This window comes from Paenibacillus sp. FSL P4-0176 (assembly GCF_037975265.1).
Taxonomy (GTDB): Bacteria; Bacillota; Bacilli; order Paenibacillales; family Paenibacillaceae; genus Paenibacillus; species Paenibacillus amylolyticus.
Map to the genome: position 1 here is coordinate 3,123,757 of NZ_CP150242.1, position 12,494 is coordinate 3,136,250.

At 45.2% G+C, this 12,494-nt stretch carries 8 protein-coding genes and 1 pseudogene; all 9 read left to right on the top strand.

What is annotated here, in order from left to right; all coding sequences use genetic code 11:
- Nucleotides 1–357: 357 nt before the first annotated feature.
- The 9 genes and pseudogenes from MKY95_RS14345 to MKY95_RS14385 all read left to right on the top strand — a co-directional run bounded on the left by MKY95_RS14345 (nucleotide 358) and on the right by MKY95_RS14385 (nucleotide 12,384).
- Nucleotides 358–1,338 carry a glycoside hydrolase family 5 protein gene (locus MKY95_RS14345; protein WP_036670707.1) on the top strand — a complete coding sequence of 327 codons (981 nt, stop codon included), beginning with the start codon at nucleotides 358–360 and terminating at the stop codon, nucleotides 1,336–1,338.
- A 179-nt stretch (nucleotides 1,339–1,517) separates the two neighbouring features.
- A complete protein-coding gene (locus MKY95_RS14350; RefSeq protein WP_076318040.1) occupies nucleotides 1,518–3,587 on the top strand; it encodes a bifunctional aldolase/short-chain dehydrogenase in 2,070 nt (689 codons plus the stop codon).
- 19 nt (nucleotides 3,588–3,606) lie between these two features.
- The gene (gene rhaA, locus MKY95_RS14355) at nucleotides 3,607–4,878 is read left to right on the top strand and encodes an L-rhamnose isomerase (RefSeq protein WP_076318039.1); all 1,272 of its coding nucleotides are present in this window, start codon (nucleotides 3,607–3,609) and stop codon (nucleotides 4,876–4,878) included.
- Nucleotides 4,879–5,036: 158 nt separating this feature from the next.
- The gene (locus MKY95_RS14360; RefSeq protein WP_076318038.1) at nucleotides 5,037–6,710 is read left to right on the top strand and encodes a ribonuclease J; all 1,674 of its coding nucleotides are present in this window, start codon (nucleotides 5,037–5,039) and stop codon (nucleotides 6,708–6,710) included.
- A 243-nt stretch (nucleotides 6,711–6,953) separates the two neighbouring features.
- Entirely contained in the window at nucleotides 6,954–7,937 is a 984-nt protein-coding gene (locus tag MKY95_RS14365; protein WP_036608469.1) for a LacI family DNA-binding transcriptional regulator, read from the top strand.
- Nucleotides 7,938–8,082: 145 nt separating this feature from the next.
- Nucleotides 8,083–9,558: a sucrose-6-phosphate hydrolase gene (locus MKY95_RS14370; RefSeq protein WP_076318037.1), complete on the top strand. Its 1,476-nt coding sequence runs from the start codon at nucleotides 8,083–8,085 to the stop codon at nucleotides 9,556–9,558.
- Between the two features lie 26 nt (nucleotides 9,559–9,584).
- Nucleotides 9,585–10,976 (top strand): annotated as a pseudogene (locus MKY95_RS14375) (sucrose-specific PTS transporter subunit IIBC); the annotation flags it as partial.
- A gap of 6 nt (nucleotides 10,977–10,982) precedes the next feature.
- Entirely contained in the window at nucleotides 10,983–11,477 is a 495-nt protein-coding gene (locus MKY95_RS14380; protein WP_339199968.1) for a PTS glucose transporter subunit IIA, read from the top strand.
- A 511-nt stretch (nucleotides 11,478–11,988) separates the two neighbouring features.
- Nucleotides 11,989–12,384 (top strand): hypothetical protein, encoded by a 396-nt coding sequence (locus MKY95_RS14385; protein WP_076318035.1) that lies wholly within the window; start codon nucleotides 11,989–11,991, stop codon nucleotides 12,382–12,384.
- Nucleotides 12,385–12,494 lie beyond the last annotated feature (110 nt).

Here is a 12,494-nt window from a genome sequence, read left to right on the forward strand (position 1 = left end):
AGGGATTAAACAACAGATAGACAAGACTTAAACAAGAGTTAACTGGCGTTTATAATACAGAGGGTTCTTTCTCCGAACGATTGTGAGGGGAGAGAGCCTTTTTTTTGCTGTGTTATGTAAAAACAAATGATTCCTAATCATGGTAAAAAGATCTTGACTGGTAAGCGTTTTCAATTTATTATAACTTCATAACCTTAACGGTAAAGTTTATTTAAACTAAATAATGTAACTATAATAAAGTTATTAGTTGTTTATTTACTAATAAAAAAACTTCTATTACCAACGATTTTAGTTAACTTATTGCCTAGAGCAGGGTTAATTGAAATAAAAAAAACAAATACAGGAGGTTCCAAACGAATGGTTAATCTGAAAAAGTGTACAATCTTCACTGTTATTGCTGCTCTTATGTTCATGGTATTAGGGAGTGCAGCACCCAAAGCATCTGCTGCTACAGGTTTTTATGTAAGCGGTAACAAATTGTATGATTCCACAGGCAAGGCTTTTGTCATGAGAGGTGTTAATCACGGACATTCCTGGTTCAAAAATGATTTGAATACCGCTATCCCTGCAATCGCCAAAACAGGTGCCAATACGGTACGCATAGTTCTTTCGAATGGTAGCCTGTACACCAAAGATGATCTGAACGCTGTTAAAAATATTATTAATGTGGTTAACCAAAATAAAATGATAGCTGTACTCGAGGTGCATGACGCTACAGGGAAAGATGACTATAATTCGTTGGATGCGGCAGTGAACTACTGGATTAGTATTAAGGAAGCTTTGATTGGCAAAGAAGATCGGGTCATCGTTAATATCGCCAATGAATGGTATGGAACGTGGAATGGAAGTGCGTGGGCTGATGGTTACAAAAAAGCCATTCCGAAACTCCGAAATGCGGGAATTAAAAATACGCTCATTGTGGATGCAGCCGGATGGGGGCAGTTCCCTCAATCCATCGTGGATTATGGACAAAGTGTATTTGCAGCCGATTCTCAAAAAAATACCGTCTTCTCCATTCATATGTATGAGTATGCTGGCAAAGATGCTGCAACCGTCAAAGCCAATATGGAGAATGTGCTGAACAAAGGATTGGCTCTGATCATTGGTGAATTCGGGGGATATCACACAAACGGTGATGTGGACGAGTATGCCATCATGAGATATGGTCAGGAAAAAGGGGTGGGCTGGCTGGCCTGGTCCTGGTATGGAAACAGTTCTGGTCTGAACTATCTGGACATGGCCACAGGTCCGAACGGAAGTTTAACGAGCTTTGGCAACACCGTAGTTAATGATACCTATGGTATTAAAAACACTTCCCAAAAAGCGGGGATTTTCTAATCCACCGATGAAACAGGAACACTCTGACGGTTACGTCAGGGTGTTTTTTTAATAAAATAGTTCAATCTATAATGACTTTTGAATATTTCCGTTTGGTTTTAAAATATTTTGTTTTCAAAATAAAACAAAGATGTTAAACTCGGATTAGGAATAAAACAAACATTATCGGAGGGAAACAAATGGTACAGAGTTTATGGAATGCATCGCAGGCATCTGAGAAAACAACAGGACTTGAGCAGTTGGTTTACCGATCGAATCTGATTGGAACTGATCGCAGTGTATGTAACATCTACGGTGGCAATACGTCTACCAAAACGACAGTGAAGGATTTTCGTGGTCGTGATGTAGAAGTAATGTATGTGAAGGGAAGCGGCTCTGATCTGGGTTCCATGGAAGCGAAACATTTTACCGGACTTGGGCTCGAAGACATTCGACCATTAATTGAACGTGAATCCATGTCGGATGAAGAGATGGTTGAATATCTGGGACATTGCATGATTGATGCAAAGCACCCACGTGCCTCTATCGAGACTCTGCTGCATGCATTCCTTCCATATAAACATGTGGATCATACGCACCCGGATGCGATTATCAGCCTGTGTTGTGCGCATAACGGCAAGGAATTGGCGAAAGAGATCTACGGTGATCGATTTGTGTGGGTGCCTTATGTACGTCCAGGGTTTACGTTATCTAAAATGATTGCTGAAAGCGTATTCTCGAATCCTAATGCCGAACTCGTACTGATGGAAAAACACGGACTTGTCACTTGGGGAGAAACATCCGAGGAATGTTACGCTCAGACCATCAAGATTATCAATGAAGCAGAAGCTTTCATCGAAGCACGAGTGAACGAAGAAAGTTTGTTTGGTGGTGTGAAACACCCGGCACTCGCCGCTGATGTTCGTCGTCAGATCGTATCACGTGTGATGCCAACAATTCGTGGAGCGGTATCGGATAGCAAAAAAATGATTTTGTCCTTTGACGATCAAGAGGACGTACTTGCTTTTGTGGGCGGAGCAGATTCACCGGAATTGTCACAGGTGGGTGCAGCTTGCCCGGATCATCTGGTACATACCAAAGTGGTGCCTCTGTTCATCGATTGGACACCGGATGCGGAAGATATTGAAGGTTTAAAAGCCAAGCTGGTAGAAGGTGTGGCAGCCTACAAAGAGCAATACCAGCAGTATTTTGAGAGCAACAAAAACGAAGGTGATGTCATGTTCGAAACGGCACCACGCGTTATCCTCATTCCAGGTGTGGGCATGATCAATACAGGCAAGAGCTGGGCGCTTTCCCAAGTAAGCGGAGCATTGTATCACAGAGCCATTGCCGTTATGCGTGGAGCTACTAGCTTGGGCCAATTCGTATCACTTAGTGCAAACGAGTCTTACAATGTGGAGTACTGGCCGCTGGAATTGTACAAATTGTCCCTGGCTCCAGCAGAAACCGAATTCTCCCGTAAAGTGGCGTTTATTACAGGCGGCGCAGGTGGTATCGGAAGTGAAACAGCACGCAGATTGGTATCTGAAGGCGCACATGTGGTGCTTGCTGATCTTAACCTGGAGGGCGCACAGAAAGTAGCAAAGGAAATTAATGATCAGTACGGTGAGAATCGTGCTTATGCGCTGAAAATGGACGTAACCGATGAGGAAGCCGTTCAATCTGCGTATGCCGATGTTGCGGTGCAGTATGGCGGAGTGGATATCATCGTGAACAATGCCGGATTGGCGACATCCAGCCCATTTGACGAAACGTCCCTGAAAGAATGGAACCTGAATATGAATGTTCTGGGCACAGGATATTTCCTCGTGGCTCGTGAAGCGTTCAAGCTGATGAAACAGCAGGGCATTGGGGGTAGCATGGTATTTATCGGGTCCAAGAACTCGGTGTATGCAGGTAAAAGTGCCTCTGCTTATAGCTCAGCGAAAGCGCTGGAAGCACATCTGGCACGTTGTATTGCAGCAGAAGGTGGAGAGTATGGCATTCGTGTCAACACGATTCTTCCAGATGCCATTCTACAGGGTTCAGCGATCTGGAACGGTTCCTGGAGAAACGAACGTGCAGCGGCATATGGAATTGAACCGGATCAATTGGAAGAGTATTATCGCAAGCGGACGACATTACTCGTGAATATCTATCCAAGAGATATTGCGGAAGGAATTGCATTCTTTGCTTCTTCGAAATCCGAAAAAACAACCGGTTGTATGATGACCATTGATGGCGGTGTACCGGCAGCATTTACACGTTAAAATAGGAGGGTTCTTGCGGATGGATAACCAAGTCAAGCAAGCGTATGAAGCAGCCAAGGCATTGTATGCCCAGCACGGAATTGATACGGACGAGGTACTGAACAAACTCGCGGAGATCAAAGTATCCGTACACTGCTGGCAAGGCGACGATGTCAAAGGTTTTCTGAATAAAGATGGGGAGTTAACAGGGGGTATTTCCGTTACCGGTCAATATCCGGGGGCTGCGACAACCCCTGCGGAGCTTCGTAACGATCTGGAGCAAGCTTTTGCTCTGATTCCCGGCAAACATAAGGTCAATCTGCACGCGATTTACACGGATACAGACGAGCAGGTTGAACTGGATCAGATTGAGCCAAAGCATTATGAGAACTGGGTAAAATGGGCTAAAGAACAAGGACTCGGTCTGGATTTCAACCCAACATGTTTTTCCCATGAAAAATCAAGTGACGGGTTCACGCTCAGTCATCCAGATCCTGAAATTCGCAAGTTCTGGATTGATCACTGCAAGGCATCCCGCCGGATTGGTGCTTATTTCGGGGAACAGCTTGGTCAGACTTGTGTAACCAATGTATGGGTACCGGACGGATTCAAGGATAATCCGGTTGATCGGTTGACACCACGCAAACGTCTCAAAGAATCGCTGGATGAAGTATTCGGCGAACCACTTAACCCGGAGCACAACCTGGACGCGGTAGAGAGTAAGCTGTTTGGTCTCGGTTCGGAAGCATATGTGGTGGGTTCTCATGAATTCTATATGGGTTACGGTTTGCAAAATGATACGTTAATCTGCCTGGATGCGGGTCATTTCCATCCAACAGAGGTTATTTCTAATAAACTGTCGTCCTTGTCTTTGTTTACAAGTGGCATTCTGCTTCACGTAAGCCGCCCGATGCGTTGGGATAGTGACCATGTGGTAATTATGGACGATGAGTTGCTGGAAATTGCCCGTGAACTGGTTCGACATGATCTGCTTGCGACCACACATATTGGATTGGATTTCTTTGATGCAAGCATTAACCGTGTAGCTGCATGGGTTGTGGGGACTCGCAACACGATCAAAGCCCTTCTCCGAGCGATGCTCGAACCAGTGGATGCCTTGAAACAAGCCGAATTGGAAGGGGATTACACGTTGCGTCTTGCCTTAACGGAAGAGTTCAAATCCTATCCGTTTGGGTCGATCTGGGACTACTATTGTGCTCAGCAAGGCGTTCCAGTTCGTGAAAAGTGGATCACCGATATCAAAACCTATGAACAAGACGTATTACTACAGCGTGATAAATCATTGGTGTAACCGCATTTATTTTTCGTATAAACCACTATGGAATGAAAATTCCGTGGTGGTTTTTTTGGCATAATCACGCTGAAATGCATAACTGAGGCGATTGCTTCCATACTAGGAATATAGATCCGTATCGTATACGATTGCCACGCAGAGGAGGAATAATAGAGTTGAATCTAGCCCACAACAAACTGTATATCGCTGCACTTGGCGGCGTGAATGAAATAGGGAAGAATATGTATTTCATCCAGTACAATCAGGACATCATCGTGATTGACTGTGGTTCGAAGTTTCCCGATGAGACATTGCCTGGTATTGATCTGATCATTCCGGATGTAGCGTATTTGCTGGAGAATCTGGATAAAGTAAGGGGTCTTGTGGTTACCCATGGACATGAAGATCACATTGGTGGCATTCCCTATTTGTTAAAACAAATGAACATCCCGGTGTATGCATCCAGGCTCACGCGTGGGCTGATCGAACTTAAACTGAAAGAGCATGGGCTGCTGCGCAAGGCGGACCTGCATACGATCGATGCGCATTCCAGCATTAAGCTGGGAGGGATCGAGGTTTCCTTTTTTGCAACCAGTCATAGTATACCGGATTGTCTTGGTATCTTTTTTCAGACCCCAGCAGGCAATGTTGTGCATACCGGAGATTTCAAATTTGATATGTCGCCTGTACATGGACCTTTCCCAGATTTGCACCGTATGGCCGAGATTGGCAAACAGGGTGTCCATATTTTGCTCTCCGAGAGTACCAATGCAGAAAGACCCGGATTTACACCTTCTGAGCGTGTTGTGGGAGACCACATTCTGGATGCCTTTATCCGTGCAAAACAAAAAGTATTTATCTCGACCTTTGCGTCGAATGTCAGCAGGGTACAGCAGATTGTGAATGCAGCATTCGAGACGGGGCGCAAACTGGCACTGTTGGGCAGAAGTATGGTGAATGTGGTATCGGTGGCCAGTGAATTGGGGTATTTGCAAGTTCCTGACGGATTGTTGATTGAAGCTATCGATTCGGATCAGTTTCCACCAGAACAAGTTGTTGTATTATGCACCGGTAGCCAGGGAGAAGCGATGGCAGCATTGTCACGTTTGGCATCCGGTAAACATCCTCACGTAAGAATTAACGCCGGGGACACGGTCATTATTGCTGCCGGAGCCATTCCGGGCAATGAACGAAATCTTGCACATGTAATTGATAACCTGTATGTTCTCGGAGCACGTGTGATATATGGTTCAAGTGGTGCTGCTGGGATGCATGTGTCCGGACACGGCAGTCAGGAAGAACTCAAATTGATGCTTACCCTGATGAAACCGGATTATCTGATTCCGATCCACGGTGAGTTTCGCATGTTGTATCAACACAGACTGCTTGCTGAATTCGTAGGTATAGAGCGTGATCATGTGTTTATCGTGAATAATGGGGATATGGTCCAGTACAAAGACGGCATTGCTTCGCTGGGTCCCAAAATTGCATCAGGAAATAGTCTCGTAGACGGTCTGATCATGGGTGATGTCGGCAATATTGTACTTCGCGACCGCAGGCAACTGTCCTCCGATGGCATGCTGGTGATTGTGACTACACTGAGCAAAACGGAAAAACAGATGGTCACGTCACCCGAAATTATCTCCAGAGGGTTTGTATTTGTTAAGGATTCGGAAGAATTCATGCATGAGATCCATGAGCTTGTTCTATACCGGATGGGTGAGTTGACCGGGGCTGGGGTGAATCAGTGGAATGTGATCAAAAGAAAGCTGAAAGACGAGATCGGTCACTATATTTACGCTCAAACAAAGAGAAGACCAATGATCTTGCCAATTATTATTGAGGTTTGAGACTGTAGGGATAGGGATTATTCTTGCCCTGATGATCTGTGCAAACGTGTATATGGAAGTTTAACAGCCTGATGAATGTCGGATCATACTTTGGTATGAACGTCACATTGATATCGGGCTTTTGCTATTACATCGGGAATGTTCAATAGATGCGCGATAAATGGAGTTGAATCAATTCGCCATGGGTTTGCGATTCGAAGTATAATAAAGGGAAACTAGCTAATAGAAATAAGAGGAGTCTTTATGAATAAAACGATTTCTGATATCGCTCAGATGGCAGGTGTGGCAAAAAGCACGGTCTCTCGCTTCCTGAATGGCGGATCGGTTAGTGAGGATACACGCCAGAAGATTGAGCGTATTATCAAACAATACAACTATGTTCCCAATACATTTGCACAGAGTCTGAAGGCTAAGAAGACCAGTATCATCGGTACGGTTGTGCCACGTCTTGATTCTTTTGCAACATCCCAGACATTGATCGGAATTGATGAAGAACTGCGGAGTAATCAGTATCAGATGCTGATCGCAAATACAAGTCAGGACATGCAGCGCGAGATTGATGCCATCTATGATTTTGCACGACAGAAGGTATCGGGTATTATTCTGCTGGCTGCTGAAGTGACCGAAGCACATCTGAAGGCCGTTGAGGATATACGGATTCCGGTGTTGTTGGTGGGGCAGCAGCATGAGCAACTGCACAGTCTGGTTCACAATGATGACCAAGCAGGTTATGAGATGGGCAGATATGTCGTCGAACAGGGTCATCGCAAGATCGTGTATATGGGGGTTAGCGAGAAGGATCGGGCGGTAGGAATCTATCGTAAACAAGGGTTCCAGCGAGCAATCGCCGAGTGTGGTGGATGTGAAGTGAAGTATTATGAGACAAGCTTTAAGATGTCTGAAGCCATCGTTACCGCTGAAGCCATACTGAAAGAGACCACACCAACGATCATCGTGGGGGCCACGGATAATATCGCACTGGGTGTGATGAAGATTGCATTCTCCAATAAAATCCGCATACCGCAAGATTTGTCTGTTACGGGATTTGGCGGATATGATATTACGGAGATGATTCACCCCACGCTGACGACTGTGAAATATCATTATTTGCAGGCGGGCAAAGTAGCGGCGAATCACATTATTCGTCTGGTCAAAGGCGAGTCGGTGGAGGAACGAACAACACTCGACGTAGAACTAATTCCTCGAGAAAGCGTTGACAAATTATAAAAACATCCTTTATGATAATTCCATCGAACCGGTTCCATTTTGAATATCCAATGCGGATATGCGAACACGGGCAGGCATTAATGCCATGGAATTATTTTTTCGCGTCGAATGGAACCGGTTCCTATATTTTGAATGGAGAACAGCTATGAAAATGACTAGAGAGCAACGCTACAGACGAATTGAGCAGGCGGAGCCTGGAGAGATTGCGAAGCTTGAAGCACAGATATCCGTATGTCCTTGGAGACAAAGTTATCACATTCAGCCGATAAAAGGTCTACTTAATGATCCTAACGGCTTTGCATATTATCAAGGCTATTATCATCTGTTCTATCAGTGGTTTCCACTTGGGACAGAACATGGCATGAAATACTGGTATCATACCCGCTCAAAGAATCTGGTGAACTGGGAAAATGTCGGGATTGGAATCGAACCGGGTGGCAGGTATGACTCACACGGAGCTTATTCCGGCAGTGCGATTGAAAAAGACGACAAGCTGCACTTGCTGTACACAGGCAATACCAGAGATGAGGATTGGGTCAGACATCCGTATCAATGCTTGGCAGTTATGGATGAAAGCGGTTCAGTAACCAAACTGAATGATCCTGTGATCTCGTCTGTGCCAGCCGGATACACGGAACACTTTAGAGATCCCAAGGTGTGGCAACAAGGAGACACGTATTATTGTGTAATTGGTGCGCAGAGAACAGACGAGACGGGATGTACAGTGCTGTATCGCTCCATTGATCTGAACAACTGGGAGTTTATGGGTGGAATTCGTACGCAGTTAACCTCCTTTGGTTACATGTGGGAGTGCCCGGATTATATGGAGATGGACGGGAAAGGTGTACTTGTCTTTTCCCCGCAAGGCATAGACGCTGCGGGAGATCATTATCAGAATATTTTTCAATCCGGTTATCTGATCGGTGACCCGCTGAATCTACAGACGAGAGAGTTCAATCATGGTGAATTTCAGGAGTTGGATCGTGGATTCGACTTCTATGCGCCGCAGACGATGCAGGGCCCGGACGGAAGACGTATTCTGGTTGGTTGGATGGGACTTCCCGATCTGGAATATCCAACAGACGATAGTGGCTGGGCTCATTGCCTGACCATTCCTCGGCAATTGTCACTCCGTGACGGCAAGTTAATTCAACAACCGGTTGCAGAGATGGTCCAATTACGTCAGCAGGAGGAAGGGACACATATTCGCGCAACGATTGATAATGAGAGTCGATCCTTCGCTGGTTTTAATGGGATTGCCTATGAGCTGATATGTGAGATAAGCCATCTAGAAGCAGAGATTGTAGGCATCGAATTACGGGCAAATGGAACTGAAAAGACGGTTCTTCTGTATGATCGGATTCAGCAGAAAGTTGTCTTGGATCGGACGATGTCTGGTGCCAAGTTGGCAGAGCAGAATGGCGTTGTACGACAGTGCACACTTACTGCGGAAGTGATTAAGTTCCATCTGTTCGTAGATTCGTCCTCGGTCGAGATCTTTGTGAACGATGGGGAAGAGGTCTTTACCAGCCGCATTTTCCCAAGCCGGGACAGCGTGGACATTCGTTTCTTTGCACGCGGAGGCAAAGCTGATTTTGAAGCAACTCAATGGCATTATTAAGTATTACGTGAGAGGAATGAGATAACATGTCGGAGAATCAACGGATTGCCCAGGAAGTCATTCATGCCATCGGGGGCAAAGAGAATATCGCATCATTTGCACATTGTGCAACACGTCTTCGCATCATGGTGAAAGATAAAGAAAAAATTGATCAGAAAACGGTCGAGAATATTGAGAAGGTGAAAGGCGCCTTTTTCAACTCAGGTCAATATCAGATTATCTTTGGTACGGGAACAGTGAATCGAATCTTTGAAGAGGTTGAGAAGCTGGGCATCGAAGGAACGTCCAAGGAAGATGTGAAGAGTCAGGGGAAAAAAGAAGGAAATGCTTTTCAACGGGCTATCCGCACGTTTGGTGACGTATTTGTACCCATCATTCCCGTACTGGTAGCTACAGGACTGTTCATGGGATTGCGCGGATTACTTACCCAGAATGAAATTCTGGCGTTATTCGGTGCAACACCGGATGATATCTCGGCCAATTTCCTGTTGTTCACTCAAATCCTGACGGATACGGCATTTGCATTTCTACCTGCACTTGTAGCGTGGTCCGCATTCCGCGTATTTGGCGGAAGTCCAGTACTTGGTATCGTACTGGGGCTAATGCTGGTCAATCCTGCATTACCCAATGCTTACGCGGTGGCAGATGGATCAGCACAGCCGCTGCATATGTTCGGTTTTATACCTGTCGTGGGTTATCAAGGTTCGGTTCTGCCTGCGTTCTTTGTAGGTTTGATTGGAGCCAAGTTTGAGAAGGTACTAAGAAGACGGGTACCCGAGGCACTGGATTTAATTCTGACTCCTTTTATTACGTTAACGGTTATGATCACACTTGGATTATTCGCGATTGGTCCCGTATTCCATTCCCTAGAAGAGTGGGTGCTGCATGGAACAACTGCCGTATTGGATCTTCCGTTTGGCATTGCAGGTATTATCATTGGATTCTTCCATCAGATTATTGTCGTTACCGGTGTACATCACATCTTTAATTTCCTGGAGATTCAGCTACTGGAGAAAACGGGATTCAATCCGTTCAACGCCATCATTACCTGTGCCATGGCAGCACAAGGAGCGGCTTGTCTCGCAGTCGGTCTGAAGACCAAAAATATGAAACTCAAAGCACTCGCATTACCTTCTTCCTTGTCCGCATTTCTGGGCATTACGGAGCCAGCGATCTTCGGAGTTAACTTGCGTTATATGAAACCATTTATTATGGGACTTGTTGGTGGTGGTGTAGGTGGTTTCATCGCTTCCTTGTTCCATCTGCAGGGTACAGGCATGGCTGTAACGGTTATTCCTGGTACACTGCTCTATCTGAACAGCCAACTGCCGTTGTATATCTTGTCCAATGTAGTTGCCATGGCGATTGCATTTGCACTTACCTGGTTCTTCGGATATAAGGATCAACCGGTTGCAGAAGAATCGGTGAGCCATGAGAACAGTGGAGTAACATCAACTGAAGTTAAAGCAGAGGAATCTAATCCGCGTATTAATTCAGTTACCGAAGCCGTTACAAGCAATCGTCCTAAGGTAGATTTTCTCGAAATCGCTTCGCCAATGAACGGTACCGTCGTTTCTCTGGAGCAGGTTCCTGACCCGGCGTTCTCGGAAAAACACATGGGTGAAGGCATTGCCATTGAGCCCTCAGAAGGAAAAGTGTACGCACCGTTTGATGGAGTCATCGCACATGTCATGAACAAGAGTAAACATGCGGTGATTCTGGAGCATGAGACGGGTGTACAGATGTTGGTTCATATCGGAATTAATACGGTTGGACTGAAAGGGAACGGTTTTACCGCGCATGTGAATAGTGGAGATCGTGTAACTGCAGGTCAATTGTTGATTGAATTTGACATGGATGTCATTCAGTCTGCGGGTCTGCCTTTGATTACACCTGTGTTGATCCCAAGTGGAAACTAAACCATAGCAACTGTTACAGCAGCCTCAACAGGTCATGTTCAAGCCAATGGGGAAGCGGTGCTAGTAGTGAAATTCAAAGAACCTCAATAAGTGATCGTTTGAAATAGAAATGTACTGGAACATGGATGTAGAGAAATACAAATCATACAAGGCAAAGGAACTGATGTATCATCAGGTTTCCTTTGTCTTTTTGTATTACTTTTAGCCAAAGTATTAAGACATTTTGCTTTGAATCTGTGCATGTAAGCGATCAAAAAGAGATATATCTTCGATTAAGGCTCGGTTAATCAGATTTCTTTAATCGCTTATGATTAACGGAGATATAAGGAGATCCAGAGCGTAAAGGGCAGATTACATAGGATATAAAGAGGAATATGGTCTGGAATCAATCAGGAAGGTTCTGAATCGGATACGGTTCAATTGCGGAAAGGCAGACAGAGGACTATGATTCGCACATAACGTACTTGAGATGATATATGCAGGATCTGATGTGAAGGCGAGGTAGACAGCAATGGATGAAGCAATGATTGTTGTATCAGCAGGACACAGTGTAGCGGGGATGAATTTCGTGGATTTATTACTGAAAAAGGGATTAGCCTTCGTTGTGCTTGTACACAGTGAAGAGGAACGGGAACAACTTCAAACCCTTGGAGCATTTCCTGTGCGTTATATTCAAGAAACGGAAGGGATGCAACAGACTCGACCCGAATATATGGTCACCAATGCATTTGTGTTCGAGAACAATCTGCCTCAATGTTGCCAGGATATCCAGTTGTGTGACAGCTGGTATCCGCAACATCTCTATGTCGTTTCCAGTAACAAGGCTCCAGTTGGTCTTGTATATAAAGGGCTTGGTGCAACGTATGTCATTCATAGCCAGAGTGGGGATGTTTCCTTTTTATTGTGAACGGTCATTCATAATGGATACGGATTATCTGATTAAAAGGAAAAACGTTCTGTTCGAACCGATGGCTCTGGACAGAACGTTTTCGTGATTACCACAGGTATAGATCAAGT

Excerpts from the sequence above, each read along its gene's own strand:
- MKY95_RS14370 (WP_076318037.1), top strand. The coding sequence starts at position 8,083 with ATGAAAATGACTAGAGAGCAACGCTACAGACGAATTGAGCAGGCGGAG.
- MKY95_RS14350 (WP_076318040.1), top strand. The coding sequence starts at position 1,518 with ATGGTACAGAGTTTATGGAATGCATCGCAGGCATCTGAGAAAACAACA.
- rhaA (WP_076318039.1), top strand. The coding sequence starts at position 3,607 with ATGGATAACCAAGTCAAGCAAGCGTATGAAGCAGCCAAGGCATTGTAT.
- MKY95_RS14365 (WP_036608469.1), top strand. The coding sequence starts at position 6,954 with ATGAATAAAACGATTTCTGATATCGCTCAGATGGCAGGTGTGGCAAAA.
- MKY95_RS14345 (WP_036670707.1), top strand. The coding sequence starts at position 358 with ATGGTTAATCTGAAAAAGTGTACAATCTTCACTGTTATTGCTGCTCTT.
- MKY95_RS14385 (WP_076318035.1), top strand. The coding sequence starts at position 11,989 with ATGGATGAAGCAATGATTGTTGTATCAGCAGGACACAGTGTAGCGGGG.